This window comes from Allobosea sp. P2_A10, from assembly GCF_056405115.1.
Genome location: NZ_JBFUCS010000006.1, coordinates 161,149 through 183,966 on the forward strand (window position 1 = coordinate 161,149; position 22,818 = coordinate 183,966).

The window sequence follows — 22,818 nt, forward strand, 5'->3', positions numbered from 1 at the left end:
CGTCGTCGATGCCGGTACATCCATGGTCATCGGAAAGGACGCTTGCGGATTACGCGGCCTGGAGCTGTTCGGCCGCCATCTTGCCCGACTTGTTGTCGCGGACCATTTCGAAGCTGAGCTTCTGGCCCTCGACGAGTTCGCGCATGCCCGCGCGCTCGACAGCCGAGATGTGGACGAACGCGTCCTGGCTGCCGTCGTCAGGCTGGATGAAGCCGAAGCCCTTGGTGGAATTGAACCATTTCACTGTGCCGGTGGCCATGAAGAACCCTCCTTTTGGCAAGACCTGTCTGCCGCCATGCGGATGCGCAGCGGGTACAGAACGATTTCGAAAGGGGGGAGTTCGTCAGAGACGCGCCAAGGCGCGGAAATAACAACGGCCGTCCAAGCAAATATCGATAACGTATTACATAGCGCTGCGTTCAGGAAAAAGCAAGCGACAACTTATCCGATTGTTTTGGCGGCCGAGAGAAGATCGTAGCGTTCACGCGGCTCGACCGGGTAAGTCCGGATCGATCGTCACCGGAGACCATTACAAATTCTCCGCTATGTGCGGTCCCGGCGCGAACCTCATTCGGCCCTCGCCGGGGGCGTTTCGCTCACAGCGTCGCGACGTAGCCGTCGCGACGGCTCTCGCTGGCGGCGACATAGCCGTCATTGAGCCGCATGATCATCTGGCCCGCGCCGGAATCATTGCTCCAGCGCGCGATCGGCTTGATGCGGTGGCCCTTGGCCGCGAGCGCCTCGGTCCAGGCGGCGGGCATCTCCTCCTCGCAGAGCAGCGCGCCATCATCGGCCAGCCGCCAGCGCGGCGCATCGAGCACCGCCTGCGGCTGCAGGGCGTGGTCGACCAGCCGGGTCACGACCTGGACATGCGCCTGCGCCTGCACCGCGCCGCCCATCACGCCAAACGACGCCAAAGGCGAGCCGTCCGCGTTCGAGATGAATCCGGGGATGATCGTGTTCATCGGCCGCTTGCCGGGCGCGACGACATTGGGATGGGCCGGGTCGGTCGAGAAGCAGGCGCCGCGATTATGCAGGGCGATGCCGGTACCTGGCACCACCAGCCCCGAGCCGAAGCCGCGATAGTTCGACTGGATCAGCGAGACCATCATGCCGTTGCGGTCGGCGGCGGTGAGATAGACCGTGCCGTCCGCCCGGCTGGGCTTCGGCGCGAGGCCTGACGTCTTGGCCATATCGATGCCGCGCGCCAGTTTCGCCAGTCGCTCCGGTGCGAGCAGCGCCTCGGCGCTGGTCTTCATGAAGGCGGGATCGGTGACATGGGCGTGCAGGTCGCTAAGGCCGAGACGCGTCGCCTCGATGGCGAGATGGATCGCGTCGGGATGGTCGAGCGGCAGCCCATGGGCCGGCAGGCTGTCGAGGATGCCGAGCGCGATCAGCGCCGCGATGCCCTGTCCGTTAGGCGGGATCTCGTGAAGGATGCTGTTGCGGTAGCGCTGCTGCAGCGGCGTCACCCAGGCTGGTTCGTGGGCGGCGAGATCGGAGGCGCGCAAGGGTGCGTCATTGGCGCGGGCATAGCGCTCGATCGAGTCGGCCAGCTTGCCGCGATAGAAGCTTTCGCCGCCGCTCTGGGCGATCTCGGCCAACGTCGCTGCGAGGTCAGGGTTGCGGAAGCGCTCGCCTGCGGCCGGTGCGCGGCCACCCGGCAGGAAGTGCTCGGCAAAGCCCGGCACGGCGCGGAACCACTCGGCCTGCGCCGCCCAGGAGCGCGAGATCACATAGGGCACGAGGAAGCCGTCGCGGGCGTAGCGGATCGCCGGTTCGAACAGATCGGCGAAGGGCAGCGCGCCGAAGCGCTTCGACAGCGCCATCCAGCCGGACACCGCGCCTGACACCGTGACGGGCGCCCAGCCGGTCAGCGGCATGGCGGGCAGAGCGTGGAGCGGCGCGGGGTCGAGCCCCTTGGGCGCGGCGCCAGACGCATTGAGGCCGTGCAGGCCAGAACCGTCCCAGACGATGGCGAATGAGTCGCCGCCGACGCCGTTCATCGTCGGCTCGACCACGGTCAACGCGATCGCGGTCGCCACCGCCGCGTCGACCGCGTTGCCGCCCCGCGCCAGCATCGAAAGCCCGGCTTGCGCCGCGATCGGCTGGGTCGTGGCGACGCAGGCCTCGCCGAACACCGGAACCCGGAGGGAGGGGTAGGGGAAGTCGAACTGCATGGCCGGCACTCTTGTTGGCGATGCGCGTCTCTAGCAAGAAGACGCAGGCAACGCGAAGGCCCGGCCATCACGTCCCGGTCATGTCGTCAGCGCATCAGCGCGCCGAGCGTCGCCCCTCCGCGATGTCGCGGGCCAGCGCCTCGGGCGCACGCTCGCTTGCGGGGCCGTAGCCGCCGGCGCCCGGCGTGATGATCGCGACGATCTGGCCGGCTTCGAGCGAGCCGTCGCCATTGACGAAGGGCCCGACGGCGTCGCTGAAGGTGAAGGAACCGCCCTGTCCCGAACCGCCGCCGGCAATGCCCCAGGGCTGCGAGTTCAGCCGGGAGTTGTCGAGGTTGAGCCGGCACGGCGCTTCGGCGCGATAGACCCGGCGCAGACCCATGCCGCCGCGCTGGCGACCATGCCCGCCGGAATCGTCGACGAGTTCATAGCGCAGCAGCGTCAGCGGATATTCCAGCTCCAGCGCCTCGACCGGCAGGTTCGAGGTGTTGGTCATGTGGACATGGACGCCGTCGAGCCCGTCCTTGCCGACGCGCGCGCCCGAGCCGCCGCCGATCGTCTCGAGATAGACCCAGAGTTCGCCAGTGCCGGGCATCGCACCCATGAAGGTCGCCGAAGCCGCGGTGCCGCAGCAGGCGGCGATCACCCGTTCGGGCACGGCCTGCGCGAGCGCGCCATGAATCAGGTCGACGACGCGCTGGCACGAGGCGATGCGCCCGTTCACCGCCGCCGGATGGACGCAGTTCAGCACCGTTCCCGGCTCGGCGATCACGGTGAGCGGCCGGGCGAGACCGGAATTGGGCGGGATCGTCGGGTCGGAGACCGTCTTGACCGCATAGTACACCGTCGAGAGCAGCGCGGTGTAGACCATGTTGAAGCCGGCGCGCGCCTGCGGCGGGCTTTTGAAGTCGAGCGTCATCTCCTCGCCCGCGACGGTGATCTCGACCGAGAATTCGAGCGGCTGCTCGATCTCGGGATTGTCGAAAAAATCGACGAAGCGATAGATGCCGTCTGGAATCGAGGCGATGCCGGCGCGCATCTTGCGCTCGGCATAGTCCTGCAGCGCCCGGCCGGCCGAAAGCATGGTGTCGCGGCCATATTTGTCGCAAAGCGCGCGCACGCGCTCGACGCCGAGCCGGTTCGCCGCCATCTGCGCGCGCAGGTCCGACAGACGCTCGCGCGGCACCTGGCAGTTCAGCAGGATCAGTTCCTGCACGTCCTTCATCAGCACGCCGCCGTCATAGAGCCGGATCGGCGGGATGCGCAGGCCCTCCTGATAGATATGGGCATGGCCGCGATCGGCGAAATCGGAGTGGTGGGCGGTGTTGACGGCCCAGGCGACCATGGTCTCGCCATGGAAGATCGGCTCGGCCAGGACGATGTCGGGCAGATGCGTGCCGCCGCCCTCATAGGCGTCGTTGCCGATGAAGACGTCGCCGGGTTTCATCTCGGCGATCGGATGCCGCTTCAGGATATGCGGGATGATGCCGATGAACGAGCCGAGATGCATCGGGATATGCTCGGCCTGGCAGAGCGTCGAGCCCTCGATGTCGAACAGCGCGGTCGAGCAGTCGCGGCGCTCCTTGATGTTGGTCGAATAGCTCGCCTTGACGAGCGCTTCGCCCATTTCCTCGGTGATCGAGGCAAAGGAGGAGCCGATGACCTCGACCGTGATCGGATCGACAGTGATGGTGGCGGGTGCGGTCATCACGGCGTCTCCAGGATCAGGTTGAGATAGGGCTCGACGCGCGCGGTCATTCCCGGCAGCAGCACGGTGGTGGCGTCCATCTGTTCGACGATCGCCGGCCCTGCGAAGACGTTTCCGGATTTCAGCTTCTCGCGATCGTAGATCGGGCAATCGACGAAACCGCCGGTCTCGGGAAACCAGACCTCGCGCCGGCCGACGATGGCGCCGCTGGCATCGGGGCCGGCATCGGGCTCCGGCCGGAACTGCGCCTTGGGCACGAAGCCGACGGCCTCGGCGCGATAGGTCACGACCTGCACCGTTTCACCCTCTGCGACGAAGCCGTAGAGCCGCAGATGCGCCTGCGCGAAACCCTGCGCAAGCGCAGCGATCGTCGCCGTCGTGATCGGGCCTTCCGGCACCTCGATCGACAACTCGTAGTTCTGGCCCTGATAGCGCAGATCGGCGGTGCGCCTCAGCTTGCGGTCGGCGGCCAGGACCTTCTCCTCGCCGAACCAGTGCAGGCTCTGCGCCTCCAGTCCCGCGAAGATACTGGCCATGTCTTCGATCAGGGCATCTCCCAAGGGCGCCAGCCGCGTCGTCGCGAAATTGGCGCGCAGGTCGGTCAGCAGCAGGCCGAGCGCGCAGCCGATTCCTGGATTGCGCGGGACGACGATGCGCTTCATGTCGAGTTCGCGCGCCAGCCGCGCCGCATGCAGCGGCCCCGCCCCGCCGAAGGCGACGAGCGCATAGTCGCGCGGATCATGCCCGCGCTGCACGCTGACGACCCGGATCGCCTTGGCCATGTTGGCGGTCACCACGGAGATGATGCCCTGCGCGGTCGCCATCACGTCGAGCCCCAGCGTGTCGGCAAGCCGCCCGATCGCCTGTTTCGAGAGATCCTGCCGGATCGGCATGCGCCCGCCGAGCAGATGCGTCGGGTTCAGCGTCTGCAGCACGACATTGGCGTCGGTGACGGCGGGTTCGGTCGAGCCGCGGCCGTAGCAGACCGGGCCGGGATCGGCGCCGGCCGAGCGCGGGCCGACCTTGAGCAGCCCGCCGGAATCGATCGCGGCGAGCGAGCCGCCGCCTGCCCCGACGGTGTGAATGTCGAGCATCGGCGCCTTGATCGGGTAGCCATGGACATTGGCTTCGCTGGCGAGCTTGGCCTCGCCATTGCGCAGCAGCGCGACATCCGACGACGTGCCGCCCATGTCGAAGGTGATGAGATTGGCGATGCCGGTCATCTGGCCGATCGCCTGCGCCGCGACGACGCCGGTCGAGGGCCCCGACAGCACGGTGCGTACCGGCAGTCGCGCGGCCATGTCGAAGCCGATGACGCCGCCATTGGACTGGGTCAGATGCGGCGTCGTCGCGAGGCCGAGTTCCTTCAGCCGGTCGGCGAGTCGCCGGATGTAGTTGTGCATGACGGGGCCGAGATAGGCGTTCACCACCGCCGTCGAGATGCGCTCATATTCGCGGAATTCGGGCGCGACCTCGTGGGAGGCGCAGACGAAGGCCTCGGGAAACTCCTCCAGTACGATGCGCTTGGCGAGGATCTCGTGATCGGGCCGCACGAAGCCGTAGAGGAAGCCGATCGCGATCGCCTTTACACCGGCGGCCTTCAGCGCGCGCGCGGCCTGCCGCACGGCGTCCTCATCGAGCGGGATCTCGACCGAACCATCATGACGCACGCGCTCGGCCACGCCGAAGCGCAAGTCGCGCGTCACCAGCGGCGGCGCCTTGTCGACCTGGAGATCGTAGAGATCGGGCCGCTTCTGCCGGCCGATCTCGATCAGGTCGCGAAAGCCGTCGGTGGTGATCAGGCCGGTGCGGACGCCGCGATGCTGGATCAGCGCGTTGGTGCCGACCGTCGTGCCATGGCCGAAATAGGCGACGTCGCCTGTGTTCGCGCCGACGCGCTGCGTGCCCTCCTGCGTGCCCTGCGCGATGGCGCGAGAGGGGTCGTCGGGGGTTGAGGGCACCTTCCAGACCGAGACCTCTCCTGTCGCGTCGTCGAAGAGGCAGACATCGGTGAAGGTTCCGCCGGAGTCGATGCCGATACGCCAAGCCATGAAACCCGTTCCCCAATTCGATCAGATGCTAGCCGGCGTCGCCCGACCATGGCGCGCCATGGCCGAACCCGCCCTGATATTCGCACACCGCCGCAGCGTTATCGGCGCCCGCTGCAAGCGCCGCGCCGATATCCGCGCCGGCAAGAGTGCGCAGCAGGAAAGCCGCGATGAAGCCGTCGCCCGCGCCCAGCGTATCGACGATGCGGGCCGCCGCGATACCGTGCTCGTGGAACACGCCGCCCGACAAGGCCATCGACCCGCGCGCACCGCGCGTCACCACTGCGGTTCGCGCACCATGCGCGACGCAGCGGCTAAGCAGCGCCCGGCAATCCTCGTCGGATGCGTCGGGGAAGGACAGGAAGGCGGTGTCGAGGGCAGGCAGCGTCGCAGCCAGATTGGCGTCGGTCCAGCGCTCCGAGAAATCATAGGAGAGGCTGCACGCCGCATCGCGGATCGCGGCGAGATGCTGCTCCAGTTCGCCGTAGACACTGGCATGGACGAGGTCGAAACCGGCGATGTAGGCGAGGTCTTCCGTGCCGAACGTGCCCCATTGCCCGCGAACGCCGCGCTCTGAGCGCAGGAAGCGCCGGTCATGGCCGTCATGGCCAATGAAGGCGCGGGCGTTTGCGCCGGGCAGGATGCGGCAACGGGCGGTCTCGACGCCCTCCTGCCGCAGCGCCTCGACCAGCAGAGTCCCGGCTTCGTCCGTGCCGATGCAGCCGAGATAACCCGCCTCCGCGCCAAGCCGGCGCGCCAGCACCGCGACGTTGACGGCGTTGCCGCCGGGAAACTGCAGGCCGCGATCGACATAGGTGTCGACCGTATTGTCGCCGAGCCCGAGCAGCGTGGCCGACATCAGCGCGCTCTTTCCGCCGGCCGTTTCAGTACGGCACCTTCCACATATAGCGGCGCGTCGAGAGCGGCTGCCCGTGCAACTCGGAGAGATGCACCGACAGGCGCTTCAGCGCCGCCTGCAGGACATAGGGCGCGACGATCGGGCGGATTTCCGGCGCGATGCCCGGCATGGCGAAGTCTCGGGAATCATAGGACATCACGCGTCCGGCATGGGTGTCGCAGAATCTGGAGACGCGCTCCATCAGCGGCCGGCTCGGATCCTCGCCGGTGATCAGGATCAGTGGCGTCTGCCGGTCGACGATCTCGAAGGGGCCGTGGAAGAACTCGGCCGCCTCGATCGGGTAGCTGTGCAGCCAGAGCATCTCCATCAGGATGCAGACGCCAAAAACATAGGCCGTGGTGAAGCCCGGACCGGAGGCGACATGGTAGAAGTTGCGGTCGGCGGCGTAGGTCTTCGCGTCGGCCGCGGCGCGGGCCTCGTTCTGCTCGGCGGCGTCGCAGATCGCGGCGGGCAGGGCGTCGAGCGAGGCGAGCAGCTTGTCGCCGAGCGGCCAGCCATCCTTCTCCGCCATCACGCCGCCGACCAGCGCCTGCATCAGCATGAACATCGCCATGAAGGATTCGCTGGTGTCGCCGACGACGAAATGCTGCGGCACGGCCTGCGCCAGCGGCTTTTCCGCATATTGGCTGAAGGCGACGACCTTGCAGGGCTTGCCCTTCAGGAAATGCGCCGCCGCCACGGTCTCTGGTGTTGTGCCGGATTTCGACGCGATCAGCACCAGCGTGCGGCTGTCCAGCCGGGGCGGATCGATCGCCATGAACTCGGCCGGGAAATAGCGCCTGATCTCTATGTCGGGCGAATAATGCTCGAGCCAGTAGGCGATGCCGAGCATGGCGCGGTTGGCCGAGCCCGCTGCGACGAAATAAATCCGGTCGATCTCCGGGGCGAGCTTGCGGCCGAGCGCAAACGCCTCGGGAACAGCGGCGCGCGTCCGGGCGAGTCCACCCTGTATTCGGGCGCGGTCGAAAGCGATGGACATGGACGGAGAGCCGTTTTGACGGGAAGTGAATTGGTGTATACCAATCAGCTACACCAAACTCTGTCAAGCATAGACCAATGGACCGTCGGAACGCCCGTCCTTCATCGGCCAGAGCATTTTCGAGCGAAGTGGGTACCGGTTCGCGTGAAGAAGCTGCTCTAGTCTGGCTTTTCCGCATCACGACGGTGGAGCGGGCGGTCATCTCGGCTATATCCCGGAGAAGGCGGTCGAGGTGAGGTCGAGGATGCGTGAACCCGTGAAGCGGGCCAAGCCGATCTATGTCGCGGTGCAGGACTATCTGCTCGACCTGATCAACGGGCCCGATTACGGCCCCGGCGACCGCATTCCCTCCGAGCGCGTGCTGGCCGAGACGCTCGGCTTCAACCGGATGACCGTGCGCAAGGCGATCGACCGGCTGGTCGACCGCGCCGCGCTCGAACGCAACGGCACCAGCGGCACGCGCATCCCGCTGGTCCAGGTCTCCCGGCCGATCGAGCTGCAGTCCTCGCTCGGCATCACCCGCATCATCCGCAATGCTGGCGGCGTGCCCGGCACCAAGCTGCTGCATTTCGGCGAGGAGCCGGCGAGCGAAAGCATCGCGCGCCGCTTCGAGATTGCGGCCGGCGCCGATCTCATCATGTTCCGCCGCCTGCGCTCGGTGAATGACCAGCCGTTCTGCATCGAGACCAGCTATCTGCCGGCGGCGCGCTTCGCCGGGCTGGTGGCGGAGGATCTCGTCGCCGGGCAGTCGCTCTATGAACTGCTCAAGAGCCGCTACGGCGTCGAGGCGAGCGCGCGCGACCGCGAGATCGGCGTCGGCACGGCGACCGACCTTGAGGCGCGCCTGCTCCAGCTCAAGCCGGGCTCGCCGACGCTGGTGCTGCGGCTGGTGGCCCGCGACGGCGAGGGCAGGCCGATCGAATACATGAAATCCGTCAATCACCCCCACCATGTCGTCTTCCGCAACTCGACGCCGACGCAACAGGACTGACCATGCCGAGCGGCAATGCCCTGAGAGCCTCGCTCCACCCCAAAGCCCTCATCCTGAGGAGCAGCCTTCAGGCTGCGTCTCGAAGGATGCGCGAGGAAGCTCCGGAGGCATCTGGAGCATCCTTCGAGACGCCGCTGACGCGGCTCCTCAGGATGAGGGCTGAGGTGTAATGGGCATCACCATCGAGACGATCGACCCCGACGCCGAACTGCCCGCCAGCAGTGACGTCGTCGTCATCGGCGGCGGCATCATCGGCATCATGACAGCGCTTTTCCTGGCGAGGGAGGGCGTCTCCGTCACCGTCTGCGAGAAGGGCGAGGTCGGCCACGAGCAGTCGGGCCGCAACTGGGGTTGGGTCCGGATCATGGGCCGCGACGCGAGCGAAATCCCGCTCGGGCTGGAGAGCATGCGGCTCTGGTCGGAGATGGACAAGATGGTCGGCGGCGATACGGGCTTCATCCGGTCGGGTATTGTCTATGTCGCCGACACCCCGGCCAAGCTCGCCGAGCACGAAGCCTGGCTCGAGCATGCGAAGCAATACCAACTCGATTCACGCTTGCTGGCGTCTGCCGAAATCGAGAGCGTCCTGCCCGGCGTCAAGCGCGCCTTTGCCGGCGCCCTGTTCACCCCGAGCGACGCCCGCGCCGAACCGCAAAAGGCGGTGCCGGCGATGGCGCGCGCGCTGCGTCGTCATGGCGGCACGGTGCTGACGCATTGCGCCGTGCGCGGCATCGAGACCTCGGCCGGCCGGGTCAGCGCCGTCGTCACCGAGCGGGGCACGATCGCCTGCTCGCAGATCGTGCTCGCCGGCGGGGCCTGGTCACGGCTCTTTCTCGGCAATCTCGGGATCGACTTTCCGCAGCTCAAGGTGCTGGGCTCAGTGCTGCGAACGGAGCCTCTCGATGGCCCTCCGACCCATGCGGTCGGTGGCTCCGATTTCGCCTTCCGCAAGCGCCAGGACGGCGGCTACACCATTGCCCATCGCGGCGCGAGCGTGGCCGAGATCGTGCCCGACAGCTTTCGCCTGATGGCCGATTTCATGCCCTCGCTGGTGAAGCAGCGGCACGAGCTCAGGCTCCATCTCGGGCAACGCTTCCTGACCGAGGCAAGGACACCGAAAAGCTGGTCGCTCGATCAGGAGAGCCCGTTCGAGCGCGAGCGCGTGCTCGATCCGGCGCCCTCCGACGCGATCCTGAAGGAGGCGCGGACCAATCTCGTCGCTGCCTTCCCGGCCTTCGCCGGCATGAAGGTGGCGCAGGCCTGGGGCGGTTTCGTCGATGCCACGCCCGACGCCGTGCCGGTGATCGGCGAGGTGCCGCGTCTGCCCGGCTTCTTCATCGCCAGCGGCTTTTCCGGGCACGGTTTCGGCATCGGCCCGGGCGCAGGCCGGCTCGTCGCCGATCTGGTCAGCGGCAGGACGCCGATGACCGACCCGAAGCCGTTCCGGCTGGAGCGTTTCGCCCGGCTGGAACGCACAACGCGGGTCGCGTGATCCACGCCCGTCATGCTCGGGCTTGACCCGAGCATCTCCGACACCAGCGCATTCTGGTCATGAGATTCTCGGGACAAGCCCGAGAATGACGGCTCAGCCGCTCACGCCAGTGAGGTCTCTTCCATCGAATAGGCCGAGAAGAAGTTGGTTCCGCCCGGCAGGCTCTTGAAGCCGGTCACGCCCTTGACCATGCCATAGCCTTGCGAGCGCCAGGCGAGGCCGACGAGCGGGGCCTGTTCCAGCGCGAATTTCTCAAGCTCGGCATAGATCGCCTTGCGCTTGGCGGGGTCGAACTCGGCCCGGCCCTTGGCGAACAGCGTGTGCATTTCCGGGGTCGAAATCTGCCAGCTGCGCGCCATGTTGGCCGGCAGGTCGCCGTCGATCAGTGGCGCGAGGCCGTCGGGGTCGTTGTTGTCCGCGGTGGTGCCCTGCACCATGAACTCGTAGCGGCCCTTGCCGGCGGCGTCGACACGGCCCGCCCAGTCCGGCAGGTTCAGCTTCACCTCGATACCGATCTCGCCGAGATGGGCCTGCACGATCTCGGCCGTCGATTTGTGCATGCCGTATTGCGCCGTCGAAAGCAGGGTACAGGAGAAGCCCTTGGCGACGCCGGCCTCCGCCATCAGCTTCTTCGACTTGTCGGGATCGTATTTCCAGAACTGCGAACGGCCCTTGTCGAAATAGGGGCTGTTGCTCAGGATCGGGATGCCTTCGAGATTGCTGCCGCGTCCGAAGAATGCCGCCTGCACGATCTCCTCGCGGCGCACCGCATGGGCCACCGCCTGGCGCAGCCGCACATCCTTGAACGGGCCGCTGCCGCCGTTGAAGTTCAGGCCCATGAAGGGACCGTCGGCCGCGACCAGCGTCAGGCGCGGATCCTTCTCGATCATGCCCATATGCTGCCAGGGCACATATTCGATCAGGTCGATATCGCCGGCCTGGAGCGCCGCGACGCGCAGGTTCTCGTCGGCATAGGCGGTGAGCTTGACGCCGGCGAGCTTGGGCAGGCCCGGCTTGTAGTACTTGTCGAACTTGGCGACCTCGATCGAAACGCCGCGCTCCTGGTCCTTCAGCGTGAAGGGGCCGGCACCGATGCCGAGTCCGCGGCCCTCGATCGAGCCCTTAGCGATGATCGGCATATGCGGGCTCGCCAGCCAGATCGGCAGCGTCGCGGTTGGCTCCTTCATGACGATGCGGACGGTCTTCGCATCGGGCGTCTCGATCTTGTCGATGCCGCCGAACTCGGCCTTCATGAACGCTGTGGAATTGGGTGCGGCGATCTGCTCCAGCGTCCATTTCACGTCTTCCGCCGTCACCGGCTGGCCGTTGTGGAACGTCGCCTGGCGCAGCTTGAAGATCCAGCCGGTCGGCCCGTCCTGCGTCCAGGATTCCGCCAGTTCGGGCCTGACCTCGCCATTCTCGTCGAAGCCGGTGAGGCCACGGAAGATCAGCAGCTTGACGGTCAGCGCCGCCGTGCCGGTGTGGACCCAGGGCTGCATGCTCGGCGGAAAGCTCGACAGGCCGAAGCGCAGGACCTTGCCGGACGCCTGCGCGAAGGCGTTGGCTCGGATCAGCGGCAGGCTGGCGCCTGCGGCGAGAAGGGCGCGGCGCGAAATCATCGTCATCGGAAATCCCCTTTTATTGGCCTGAGCGCAACATGGATTGGTGTATACCAGGCTGTCAATTCAAGTTCGCGTCCGATGGACCCTGCCTTGCATCGGGCGTGCCATGGTCGTCTCGCAAATATCAGGCAGCGTCGAGGAGCGCTCAGCCACGCGACGCAGCCTATCCTTCCGTGCGCATGACGCCAGAGAGAATATCGATCTCCGCGCCGGCGTCCTTGACAGCGCTCACAGGCTTGAGTGGTATACACCAGATAGCGCAGGGCCGAACGGCGATCCGGCCGCGGCCAGCGTTTATCGACATGCCTTGAGGAGCCGGCCCGTGAGCGAGATCGTCAAAGTCAAATCCGGCAGCAAATATGAAGAGCTCAACAGCTATTCGCGCGTCGTCGTCGCCGGCGACATGATCTTCGTCTCCAACACGGCTGGCCGCAACTACAAGACCCGCGCCATCGCAGCCGACGCCAAAGGCCAGGCCGAACAGGCCTTCAGCAATATCGAAGGCGCGCTCGCCGCCGTCGACGCCTCGCTGAAGGATGTCGTCGCGATCAAGGTCTTCGTGCCCGACATTGCCGATATGGAGCAGGTCAACGCCGTCGTCGGCGCTAAATTCAGGGGCATCGACCCTGCCAACACCACGACCTGCACGCCACTCGGCCAACCGGAACTCAAGGTCGAGTTCGAGGTCACGGCCTATAAGCGCCGCAAGCCCGGCGAAGCCGAGAAGCGCATCAGCGTCGATCTCTCCTGAGCGATCAGTCATGCCGGACGTCGTCATCGTCGGAGGCGGAATCAGCGGCGTCGCGGCAGCCTACGAAATCGCCCGCGCCGGCCATTCCGTGATGCTGTTCGAGGCGCGTGAACTTGCCGCGATGGCCTCGGGCTGGACATTGGGCGGGGTCCGGCAATCGGGCCGCGACCCGGCCGAACTGCCGCTGGCGAAAGCCGCGATCGAACGCTGGGGCGGTCTCGACGAGGAGCTTGGCGCGCCGACCGGCTACCGCCGACGCGGCAATCTGCGCCTCGCCAGGACGGAGGCCGAGGTCGGGGTCATCCGCGATCTCGTGGTCGCGCAACGCGCGCTTGGGCTCGACATCGACTATCTGCCCGACAATGAGGCGATCCGGGCGGTCGCGCCCGCGATCGCCCCATCGATCCTGGCCGCGTCCTTCTGTCCGGGCGACGGTCATGCCGACCCGATCCCCGCGGTTCGCGCCTATGCCGCAGCAGCCATGCGCCATGGCGCCGTGATCCGCGACGGCATCGGCGTGCGCGCGCTGGTGCGCTCCGGCGACACGGTGACAGGCGTCGAGACCAGTGCGGGCGAGGTCGTGTCCGCCGGGCGCGTGATCCTCGCCACCGGCATCCATGCACCCGAGTTGCTCGGGCCGCTCGGGCTCAACCTGCCGCTGCGGATCAGGCTCGTCTGCGTGCTCCAGAGCGTACCGCTGCCGCCCTTCTTCGAGCAGGTCTTCGGCGTCGCCAATGCCGATGCCGCCGGCCGTCAGGAGGTCGACGGCCGTCTGCGCGTCACCACCGGCATCGGCGACTGGCCCCATGAGCCGGCTTCCTGGACGCCTGACCGGCTCGCGCCGCGCGCCGCCGATATCGCGACCCTTATCGACCGCGTCACACAGGTGCTGCCCGCCATGGCCGATGCAGGCGTCGCCCGGATCTGGGGCGGCCTGATCGACCTGACGCCCGACGCGTTGCCTGCGATCGACGCCCATACCGGCGTGGAAGGGCTCGTCGTTGCCGCCGGCTTCTCCGGCCATGGTTTCGGCATCGGCCCCGTCACCGGGGAAATCCTCGCCGACCTTGCGCTCGCGCGGCAGCCGCGCTTCGATCTCGCGCCGTTCAGGCTTGATCGTTTCGCCGGCAGGCCTGCCACCGACGCCGCGCTCAGCTTGCACGGCTAGAGGGGAAACCGATGCTCAGCCCCAGGGGACGCGTGATCCTGATCTCCGGCGCCAATCGCGGCATTGGCCGCGCCGTGGCGCAGGCCCTCCACGAGGCCGGCTATGCCTTGAGCCTGGGCGGCCGCGACCTCGCCTCTCTTAAGGCGATGAGCGGCGGCTGGGATCAGGCCCGCACTCACATCGGGCGCTACGATGCGCAGGACTGGGCGAGCCACGCCGCCTGGGTCGCTCAGGCGATCACGCGCTTCGGCCGCATCGACGGGCTCGTCAACAATGCCGGCATGCACTCGGCCATGACCCTGCGAACGCCCGACGAGGCCGAACTCGACGCGATCTGGGCGGTGAACTGCAAGGGGCCGCTCAACCTGATCCATTGCGCGCTGCCGCATCTGGAAGCGTCTGGAGCCGGCCGCATCGTCAACATCGCCTCGATGTCGGGCAAGCGCGTGCGCAACGACCATGTCGCCTACAACATGACCAAGCATGCGATGCTGGCGCTGACGCATGCGTCGCGGCGCATTGCCTGGGACAAGGGCGTGCGCGCCACGGCGCTCTGCCCGTCCTTCGTGCCGACGGACATGACGGCGGCGAGCAATGCGATGCCGCGTCAGGACATGACTCAACCCGCCGACCTCGCGGAACTGGTTGCCACGATCCTCGCCCTGCCCAACAATGCATCAGTCGCGGAGCTGCTGGTGAATTGCAGGCTGGAGGACACGCTTTGACGGATCTGGCCTGAGACTTGCGGAAACGCCCGGCATTGCGGTCGGGCCCATCGATACCACGACAAAAGCAGGGGAACAGCGATGAAAACCACCGGATCCATGATCGCAGCCATTCTGGCGGGAGCGTTGCTGGCATCGCCGGCGCTGGCGCAGAAGACGGTGCTGACCGTCGGCATGCAGAGTTCCGACGCCGGCGTGCTGGACCCGCACATCAACTCCGGCACGCCCGGCAAGGCGCTGCTGAACTGGATGTTCAACGGTCTGGTGCGGATCAAGCCGGGCGAGCTCTCGCCCGAGTTCATGGAGCCCGACCTCGCCGAGAGCTGGACAGCTTCCGCCGACGGCAAGGAATGGAGCTTCAAGCTGCGCCAGGGCGTGCAGTGCCATCACGGCTATGGCGAGTTCACCTCGGAAGACGCGGTCTATTCGCTCGGCCGCGCGGCCAACAAGGATTCGTCGGCGTTTTCCTCTGATTACACCGCCTTCGACAAGGTCGAGGCACCCGACAAATACACCGTCAAGATCACGCTGAAGCAGGCGATCCCGAGCCTGCTCGGCATCGTCATGAACTACCATGGCGGCAACATGGTCTGCAAAAAGGCCGCCGAGGAGCTGGGCAAGGACGGCTTCGCCAAGAAGCCGGTCGGCACCGGCCCGTTCATGTTCTCCGAATATGTGCCGCAGCAATACGCCAAGCTCGTCGCCAACCCCAACTACTTCCGTGGCAAGCCGAAGCTGACCGAAATCCTCTACCGCTTCATCCCGTCGGATTCCTCGCGCGACCTCGCCTTCCAGGCGGGTGAGCTCGACATGATGCTCGGCCGGCAGGAGCAGGTCTGGGTTGACCGCATGACCGCGCTGCCCGGCGTCAAGGTCGTGGCGATGGGCCCCGCCGAGATGTCGGTGCTGCACCTCAACATGAGCCAGCCGCCGCTCGACAATCTGAAAGTCCGTCAGGCGATCGCCCATGCGGTCGACCGCAACGCGATCTGGCAGTTCCGTGGCAAGAACATCTCGCGGCCGGCCGTCTCGGTCGTTCCCTCCGGCTATCTCGGCACCGACGAGAAGGCGCCGCTCTATCCCTTCGACCTCGCCAAATCCAAGGCGCTGTTGACGGAGGCCGGCTTCCCCAACGGCATCACGATCAAGACGATCAACACGACCCTGCCGTCGATGCTGAGCTTCACGGAGGCGACGCAGGCGCTGTTGAAGCGGGCCGGTATCACGCTGGAGATCCAGCCAGTCGAGCATGCGACCTTCCACCAGCAGATCAGGCAGGACCTGTCGCAGGTGGTGCATTTCCAGGCCGCGCGCTTCCCTGTCGCCGATGTCTATCTGACGCAGTTCTTCCATTCGCGCTCGATCGTGAAGACGCCGACGGCGGTGACCAACTTCTCCCACTGCAAGGTCGCCGACGCCGAGATCGACGCGGCCCGCTCGGAAACCGACAAGGCCAAGCAACTGGCTTTGTGGAAGACCGCGCAGGACAAGATCATCAAGGAAGTCTGCGCCATTCCGGTCAACGAGATGATGCAGCTCTGGGCCTACAAGGACAGCCTCGACCTCGGCTACGAGCTCAAGGCCTCGCTGAACCTCGGCCCGCCGGTGCTGGAGACGACGCACTTCACGAAGTGAGATGACTTCTCCTCAGCCCTCATCCTGAGGAGCAAGGCGAAACCTTGCGTCTCGAAGGATGCTCCAGCGCGCATCGGAGCCTCCTGGAACATCGTTCGAGACGCCGCTTCGCGGCTCCTCAGGATGAGGGCTGGGGAGTGAAATTCCTCCTCCAACCGCACGGCACCATGGGCGCCTTCCTCGTCAAACGGCTCGGCTTTTCCATCGTCACCCTGCTGGCCGTGCTGACGCTCGTCTTCGTCGTCGTCCGCATCGTGCCGGGCGATCCGGCGCAGGTCATTCTCGGCGACCAGGCCGACGCCACCGCGATCGCCGCGATGCGCACGCGGCTGGGGCTCGATGCGCCGCTGATCGAGCAGTACTGGAGCTTCCTGTCGGGCGCGCTGCGCGGCGACTGGGGCGTCTCGCTGGTCACCGGCCGGCCGGTGATTCAGGAGATTCTCGCCGTCCTGCCCTGGACGCTGGAATTGACCTTGGTCTCCATGCTGATCGGAATCGCCATCGGCGTGCCGCTCGGCGTCTGGGCCGCGATCAACCGCAACGCCATGCCCGATTACGTCACCCGCATCGGCTCGCTGCTCGGCCTGTCCTTCCCGCCCTTCGTCTCCGCGATCATCCTGCTGATCCTGTTTGCGATCATGCTGCGCTGGTTCCCGGTCATCAGCGCGAGCAAGGGTTCGGCCTCGGCCTGGTTCCAGGCGATGGCGCTGCCGGCGCTCAATCTCGGCCTGATCATGGCCGCCTACATCACCCGCGTCGCCCGCTCGGCCATGCTGGAGGTGATGCAGGAGGATTACGTCCGCTCGGCCCGCGCCAAGGGCGTGCCCTGGCGCGTCGTGGTGTGGAAGCATGCGCTGCGCAACGCGCTGATCCCGGTCATCACCGTGGTCGGACTCTATCTCGGCATCCTGATCGGCAATTCGGTCCTGACCGAGATCGTCTTCAACCGGCCAGGCCTTGGCAAGCTCATCGTCGGCGCGCTGAACCAGCGCGACTATACCATGCTGCAGGGCATGATGGTGATCTACACGCTGATCGTCGTGCTGGTGAACATAGCGACCGATCTGACCTATGCGCTGGTGGACCCAAGGGTGAAGCTGTCATGAGCGCCTCGGTCCATGACGCCGGTCCCGTCGCTGCGCCGCGCCTGCGCTGGCTCAAGGCGGCGATCGGGGCCTTCAACGCCAACAAGACCTCCTGGGTCGGCCTCGTCATCGTCGTTCTGGTGATCCTGGCGGCGGTGTTCGCCCCGGTCATCGCGCCGCATGATCCGCTCGAACAGAACATCCTGTCGCGGCTCCAGCCACCGCATGAGGATTTCTATCTCGGCACCGATTATTTCGGCCGCGACATCCTTTCAAGGCTGCTCTACGGCGCGCGCATCTCGCTCGTCATCGGTGTCGCTTCGACCGTGATCGCGCTGGTGCTGGGCTCGCTGATCGGCATCCTGGCGGGCTGGTATGGCGGCAAGTTCGACGTCGTCGTGATGCAGGCGATGGACATCCTGCTCGCCTTCCCCTCGCTCATCCTCGGGCTGATCCTGGTCGCGATGCTCGGCCCCTCGATGGAGAACATCACCATCGCGATCGCCCTGACCTCGATCCCGTCCTTCGCCCGTATCGCGCGGGCTCCGACGATCTCGGTCAAGGAGCGCGACTATATCGAGGCCGGCCGGGCGCTCGCCTTCTCCGACATCCGGATCATGGGCCGCCACATCCTGCCCAATATCTTCCCCGAGATCCTGGTGATGGGCTCGCTCTGGCTGGCGAATGCGATCCGGACCGAGGCGTCGCTCGCCTTCATCGGGCTCGGCGTCAAGCCGCCGACCGCGACCTGGGGCGGCATGATCCGCGAGGGCTTCGAGAACATCCTCGACAGCTACTGGCTGGTGCTGGCGCCGAGCATCGCGATCCTGATCATCGTGTTCGCGCTGAACATCCTCGGTGATGGCCTGCGCGACGCCATCGACCCCAAGCTGAAGGGCGAGCGATGAGCGGCCCCGTCCTGTCGGTCGAAAATCTCCAGACCGCCTTTCGCCTCAGTGGCCAGTGGCGCTGGGCGATCGAGGATCTGAGCTTCGATGTCGCGCCCGGCGAAACCGTGGCGATCGTCGGCGAATCCGGCTCGGGCAAATCAGTCACCGCGCTCTCGATCATGCGGCTGGTCTCGGCCGCCAATGGCCGTATCCAGGGCAGGATCGCGCTGGAGGGCCGCGATTTGCTGGCGCTGTCCGAGGAGGAGATGCGCAAGGTTCGCGGCAACGAGATCGCGATGATCTTCCAGGAGCCGATGACCAGCCTGAACCCGGTTCTGACGGTCGGCGACCAGATCTCCGAAGCGCTGCGCTACCATCGCGGCCTCGACCGGACGGCGGCGGCGGCCGAAGCGCTGCGCATGCTGGAAAAGGTCCGCATTCCCTCGGCCAAGACGCGCCTCGCCAATTATCCGCACCAGCTTTCGGGCGGCATGCGCCAGCGCGTGATGATTGCGACCGCGCTTGCCTGCCGGCCGAAACTCCTGATCGCCGACGAGCCGACCACCGCTCTCGACGTCACCATCCAGGCGCAGATCCTCGAACTGATCAAGACATTGCAGGACGAGGAGGGCATGTCCGTCCTCTTCATCACCCACGACATGGGCGTCGTCGCCGAGATCGCCGACCGCGTCGTGGTGATGTGGAAGGGTCGCAAGCTCGAGGACGCCGCCTCCGAGCAGGTCTTCAATCGGCCGGTGCATGGCTACACCAAGGCCCTGCTCGCTGCCGTGCCGAAACTCGGCGACATGGAGGGCCATGGCCGGCCGCTGCGCTTCCCGCCGATCGACGCCGCCAACGGGCAGGTTCAGGGCGCGCCGGTCGAGGCCGCCGACACGGTCAGGGCCGAAGAGGCGCCGCTGCTCGAGGTGTCGGGCCTGACGACGCGCTTCAATATTCGTGGCGGTCTGCTCGGGCGCACGCGTGCCCGCGTCCATGCCGTCGAGAACGTCTCGTTCACGGTCCAGCGCGGCGAGACCCTGGCGCTGGTCGGGGAATCCGGCTGCGGCAAGTCGACCACCGGCCGCTCGATCCTGCGGCTGATCGAACCCTCCTCGGGCAAGGTCCACTTTCAGGGCCGTGACGTCACGGATATGAGCAAGGCCGAACTGCTCGCGTCCCGGCGCGACATGCAGATGATTTTTCAGGATCCGTTCGCGTCCCTGAATCCACGCAAGAGCGTCGGCGCTGCAATCGCCGAGCCGATTCTGGTCCATGGCCTCGCCAAGGGCGAGGAGGCGCGCGAGCGTGTCGCCGAACTGATGCGCCGCGTCGGCCTCTCGCCCGACATGGGTGTGCGCTTTCCCCATGAGTTCTCCGGCGGCCAGCGCCAGCGGCTGGCCATCGCCCGCGCGTTGGCCTTGTCGCCAAAACTCGTCGTCGCCGACGAGGCGGTCTCGGCCCTCGACGTCTCGGTCAAGGCGCAGGTCCTGAACCTGATGCTCGATCTGCAGGCCGAATTCGGGCTCGCCTATCTCTTCATCTCGCACGATATGGCCGTGGTCGAGCGCGTCAGCCACCGCGTCGCGGTGATGTATCTCGGCGAGATCGTCGAACTCGGCCCGCGCGAGGCGGTCTTCGCCAATCCCTCGCACCCCTATACGCGAAAGCTGCTCTCGGCCGTGCCGGTGCCCGATCCGGCACGGCGTCGCTTGCGCCGTGAGCTCGCGATCGACGAAATCCCGAGTCCGCTGCGCGCGCTCGACTGGACGGCTCCGAGACAGGCGCTGGTCGAGGTCGCGCCCGGGCATTTCGTCCGGCAGGCCGTGTAGTTTCGTCCGGTGCAGTCATGGTCTTTCCCATGCGCCTGCAATCTGCTTGATGTCGCCTGGCGTCATGGGACGCACTTTTGGCCCGAGGATGCCCGCTATGGATTTTCGTCCGGACATCGGTGAGATCGACGCGGGCCTGCGCGAGCGCCTTGCTCCGGGCGGCGTGCTGCGCGCCGGCATCAACCTGTCGAATTTCCTGCTGGTGTCGAGCCGCACGGCCGATGGCGGGCCGGCAGGCGTCTCGCCCGACATGGCGCGCGCCCTTGCCGATACGCTGGGCGTCGACCTGCGCTATGTCACCTATGCCTCGCCCGGGCTGCTGGCCGATGCCGCCGGCAGCGACGAATGGGATGTCGGCCTGATCGGCGCCGAGCCGCAGCGCGCCGCCGTGATCGGCTTCACGCCGGCCTATGCCGAGATCGAGGCGACCTATCTCGTCCCGCCGGGTTCGCCCCTGGCGACGATCGCGGATGTCGATGCGAAAGGCGTCCGCATCGCGGTGACCGCGCGGACGGCTTATGGACTTTGGCTCGACCGCAACATCGCCAACGCCGAGCTTGTCCACACCGCGACGATGGACGCCACGCTTGAGGATTTTCTCACACGCAAGCTCGATGCGCTGGCGGGCCTGCGCCCGAGGCTGAAGGACGATCTCGCGAAATGCCCGGGGTCGAAAATGCTCGACGGCCGTTTCATGGCGGTCCAGCAGGCGATCGGCACGCCAAAGGCCAACAGCGGTAGCGGTGCAGTCGATTATCTGACCCGCTTCGTCGCGGCGGCCCGTCGTTCCGGATTCGTCGCCGAACTGATCCGCAAGCACGGCGTCGAGGGTTTGAGCGTGGCGTGACGGCGTCGATGCGGTTCGCTCAGGACGGGCAGCGCAGATTCTGGCTGCCCGGGCAGAAGCGCAGGGCGTTGGAGAGAGAAAATAGCACGGTCGCGCCGTTATCCCAGCGTAGAGGCGAGCGATAGGTCAATGGTTTGGCGACCGCGACGCCAAGCTGCAGATCGTCGGTGACGAACAGACGGACGCCGACGCCGGCCGAGGCCACCCCCTGCACCAGATCCTTCGGCTGGGCGTAGCTTCGTGTCGCGCCGCCTTCGACGAAGCCGTAGAGCTGGTAAGCTTTGGCGAAGTCGAGGTTCAGCGACTGGTCGAAACGCAATTCTGCCGAGCCCGCCGCTGCATTGTCGCCGGAAATCCAGCCGCCCTCAAATCCGCGCCCGAAGGACAGGCCGCCAAAATAATATTGCTGCGAGGTCAGAAGCGGTCCCGATGCGATCTGTCCGGCTGCCGACAGTTTCAACGACCAGTTTTCGGCGAGGGTCTGATAGTGCGTGAACGAAGCGTTGAGCAGCGAAAAATGGCTGGATGCACCGCGACGCGACAACCAGTCCTGGCTGTCGGTAGCCGGATCGATGAAGCCAAGACCGTGCCGGTAACTTGCCGACAGATAGCTCCAACTGCCCTCGACGGCGTGCAATTTGTAGTCGGCCGAAAGGCTGGCGAGGCCGACGCGGTCGCTATAGATGCGGCCATAGCCGTTCCATTCGGCAACATCGCTCAAGCCGAGTGCTGCGGTCAGCCAGAGCGTCTGGCTCTGGTTCATCACGGGAGCGAAGGCGGCTCGCGCCTCATAGGTTTCCGCCTTTGAGGAGGTCCTGAGCCAGCGCCGGCCGTCACCGGGCCAGACCTCGCTGTGAGAAGCCGTGCCGCCGATCCGCAGACCTTCGGTCCCCAAGCGGCAGATCGTAGCTCGCACGGCCATAACGCAGTTCGCGCGAAGAGCCGGGGACGAACGAACCCGATACTGCAAGGCTGTCACCGGGCACGACGAGAGAGTTCAGCGCGGCGCTGGCGGAGGCTTGCCAGGGACCGACGGCGGCCGAGCCCATATTGTCGACGCCGACCGCGGTATAGACGCGCCAGGCCTGCACGGAGACGGTCAGGCGAAATCGACCGCTCGCGGGTGTGATTTCATCGAGTGCGGTATCGGTGACGCGCAGTCCGGGCCGGTCGTTGGCCAGGAGGAGCTGGCGTTCCAGCGTTGCGAGGCGCGCCGGGCGTTCCGTCGAGATCGGCGCAAGCAATGCCGCGAGACCGAAGGCTTCGGCCGCCTCGCCCTTGATGACGATCTCGTCGATAGCGCCTTCGACGATCTGGATGCGCAGCCGGCCACGCTTGAGGTCCTGGGCCGGCACGATCGCGCGGCTGAGATGGAAGCCCGCCTTGCGGTAGATGTCGCTGATTGCGGTGGCGATATCCACCATGTCGGTTTGCGACACCTGCCGTCCGATAAAGTTTGCATAGGCCGGCGCAAACGCATCTGGCGCGATTGTCGAAGCGCCGTCGATCGTGACGGCTTCAAGTCGAAACATGGGTCTGGTGTCGGACCCTGACGGCTGCGCCGCGGCAAGCGAAGGAAGCGCCGGAGCGGGCTTCACGCGCTGGTCGGCATCGCGACGTTGGGTCTGAGTTGCCGCTGTCGCCTCGATTGGCTGGAGCGATCTTGCGGAAGACTGCGCCTGGACAGGCAAGGGCAAAGCAATCCCGGATAGGCTCATCCCGCCAAAGAGAAGGAGATATGGAAATGAGCGGCTACCCGCTTCTCGTTGTTCGGCACATCGCCGCATTTCGTATCGCCTGTCGTGATTCGAGCCAGCCCCCGGCCTTTCTGAAAGATGAAGAAGCATGGTTAACGAACCGCTTTGGATTTGAACAATTCCAGCTTGACGCGCTAAGCCTCTCTTCACGGCTCTCAATTAAGCTCTCGACATGGCGTGCTGCGGCGACGC

At 66.3% G+C, this 22,818-nt stretch carries 19 protein-coding genes; 10 read left to right on the forward strand and 9 right to left on the reverse strand.

Annotated elements, in window-relative coordinates; genetic code table 11:
- Positions 1-49: 49 nt before the first annotated feature.
- The 6 genes from AC1DZY_RS11150 to AC1DZY_RS11175 form a co-directional block, all read right to left on the reverse strand.
- Entirely contained in the window at positions 50-259 is a 210-nt protein-coding gene (locus tag AC1DZY_RS11150; RefSeq protein ID WP_476820182.1) for a cold-shock protein, read from the reverse strand.
- Between the two features lie 337 nt (positions 260-596).
- The gene (locus tag AC1DZY_RS11155; RefSeq protein ID WP_476820183.1) at positions 597-2,180 is read right to left on the reverse strand and encodes a gamma-glutamyltransferase family protein; all 1,584 of its coding nucleotides are present in this window, start codon (positions 2,178-2,180) and stop codon (positions 597-599) included.
- Positions 2,181-2,274: 94 nt separating this feature from the next.
- The gene (locus tag AC1DZY_RS11160) at positions 2,275-3,888 is read right to left on the reverse strand and encodes a hydantoinase B/oxoprolinase family protein (protein WP_476820184.1); all 1,614 of its coding nucleotides are present in this window, start codon (positions 3,886-3,888) and stop codon (positions 2,275-2,277) included.
- Positions 3,888-5,939 carry a hydantoinase/oxoprolinase family protein gene (locus AC1DZY_RS11165; protein WP_476820185.1) on the reverse strand — a complete coding sequence of 684 codons (2,052 nt, stop codon included), beginning with the start codon at positions 5,937-5,939 and terminating at the stop codon, positions 3,888-3,890. Before AC1DZY_RS11165 ends, AC1DZY_RS11160 begins: the two co-directional genes overlap by 1 nt.
- Before the next feature lie 28 nt (positions 5,940-5,967).
- The gene (locus AC1DZY_RS11170; RefSeq protein ID WP_476820186.1) at positions 5,968-6,795 is read right to left on the reverse strand and encodes a PfkB family carbohydrate kinase; all 828 of its coding nucleotides are present in this window, start codon (positions 6,793-6,795) and stop codon (positions 5,968-5,970) included.
- Positions 6,796-6,820: 25 nt separating this feature from the next.
- Complete coding sequence (locus tag AC1DZY_RS11175; RefSeq protein WP_476820187.1) at positions 6,821-7,834, reverse strand: SIS domain-containing protein; 1,014 nt, start codon at positions 7,832-7,834, stop codon at positions 6,821-6,823.
- Positions 7,835-8,078: 244 nt separating this feature from the next.
- Here AC1DZY_RS11175 and AC1DZY_RS11180 point away from each other — a divergent pair, with 244 nt between their 5' ends.
- Complete coding sequence (locus AC1DZY_RS11180; RefSeq protein ID WP_476820188.1) at positions 8,079-8,825, forward strand: GntR family transcriptional regulator; 747 nt, start codon at positions 8,079-8,081, stop codon at positions 8,823-8,825.
- A gap of 169 nt (positions 8,826-8,994) precedes the next feature.
- Positions 8,995-10,317 (forward strand): NAD(P)/FAD-dependent oxidoreductase, encoded by a 1,323-nt coding sequence (locus tag AC1DZY_RS11185; protein WP_476820189.1) that lies wholly within the window; start codon positions 8,995-8,997, stop codon positions 10,315-10,317.
- A gap of 101 nt (positions 10,318-10,418) precedes the next feature.
- On the opposite strand, the gene AC1DZY_RS11190 is transcribed toward AC1DZY_RS11185, so the two are convergent.
- Positions 10,419-11,942 carry an ABC transporter substrate-binding protein gene (locus tag AC1DZY_RS11190; RefSeq protein WP_476820190.1) on the reverse strand — a complete coding sequence of 508 codons (1,524 nt, stop codon included), beginning with the start codon at positions 11,940-11,942 and terminating at the stop codon, positions 10,419-10,421.
- Between the two features lie 319 nt (positions 11,943-12,261).
- Here AC1DZY_RS11190 and AC1DZY_RS11195 point away from each other — a divergent pair, with 319 nt between their 5' ends.
- The 8 genes from AC1DZY_RS11195 to AC1DZY_RS11230 all read left to right on the forward strand — a co-directional run bounded on the left by AC1DZY_RS11195 (position 12,262) and on the right by AC1DZY_RS11230 (position 20,869).
- A complete protein-coding gene (locus tag AC1DZY_RS11195) occupies positions 12,262-12,690 on the forward strand; it encodes a RidA family protein (RefSeq protein WP_476820191.1) in 429 nt (142 codons plus the stop codon).
- 10 nt (positions 12,691-12,700) lie between these two features.
- Positions 12,701-13,858 carry an NAD(P)/FAD-dependent oxidoreductase gene (locus tag AC1DZY_RS11200; protein WP_476820192.1) on the forward strand — a complete coding sequence of 386 codons (1,158 nt, stop codon included), beginning with the start codon at positions 12,701-12,703 and terminating at the stop codon, positions 13,856-13,858.
- Positions 13,859-13,869: 11 nt separating this feature from the next.
- A complete protein-coding gene (locus AC1DZY_RS11205) occupies positions 13,870-14,583 on the forward strand; it encodes an SDR family NAD(P)-dependent oxidoreductase (protein WP_476820193.1) in 714 nt (237 codons plus the stop codon).
- 81 nt (positions 14,584-14,664) lie between these two features.
- On the forward strand, positions 14,665-16,218 hold the full coding sequence (locus AC1DZY_RS11210; protein ID WP_476820194.1) for an ABC transporter substrate-binding protein: 1,554 nt from the start codon (positions 14,665-14,667) through the stop codon (positions 16,216-16,218).
- A gap of 167 nt (positions 16,219-16,385) precedes the next feature.
- On the forward strand, positions 16,386-17,324 hold the full coding sequence (locus AC1DZY_RS11215) for an ABC transporter permease (RefSeq protein ID WP_476820297.1): 939 nt from the start codon (positions 16,386-16,388) through the stop codon (positions 17,322-17,324).
- Positions 17,321-18,211 carry an ABC transporter permease gene (locus AC1DZY_RS11220; protein ID WP_476820195.1) on the forward strand — a complete coding sequence of 297 codons (891 nt, stop codon included), beginning with the start codon at positions 17,321-17,323 and terminating at the stop codon, positions 18,209-18,211. Before AC1DZY_RS11215 ends, AC1DZY_RS11220 begins: the two co-directional genes overlap by 4 nt.
- Positions 18,208-20,022, forward strand: coding sequence for an ABC transporter ATP-binding protein (locus tag AC1DZY_RS11225; RefSeq protein WP_476820196.1), 1,815 nt, complete (start codon positions 18,208-18,210; stop codon positions 20,020-20,022). The genes AC1DZY_RS11220 and AC1DZY_RS11225 overlap by 4 nt, the downstream gene beginning before the upstream one ends.
- A 97-nt stretch (positions 20,023-20,119) precedes the next feature.
- On the forward strand, positions 20,120-20,869 hold the full coding sequence (locus tag AC1DZY_RS11230) for a transporter substrate-binding domain-containing protein (protein ID WP_476820197.1): 750 nt from the start codon (positions 20,120-20,122) through the stop codon (positions 20,867-20,869).
- A gap of 19 nt (positions 20,870-20,888) precedes the next feature.
- On the opposite strand, the gene AC1DZY_RS11235 is transcribed toward AC1DZY_RS11230, so the two are convergent.
- Positions 20,889-21,764, reverse strand: coding sequence for a ShlB/FhaC/HecB family hemolysin secretion/activation protein (locus AC1DZY_RS11235; RefSeq protein ID WP_476820198.1), 876 nt, complete (start codon positions 21,762-21,764; stop codon positions 20,889-20,891).
- Positions 21,703-22,716 carry a POTRA domain-containing protein gene (locus tag AC1DZY_RS11240; RefSeq protein WP_476820199.1) on the reverse strand — a complete coding sequence of 338 codons (1,014 nt, stop codon included), beginning with the start codon at positions 22,714-22,716 and terminating at the stop codon, positions 21,703-21,705. Before AC1DZY_RS11240 ends, AC1DZY_RS11235 begins: the two co-directional genes overlap by 62 nt.
- Between the last annotated feature and the right edge of the window lie 102 nt (positions 22,717-22,818).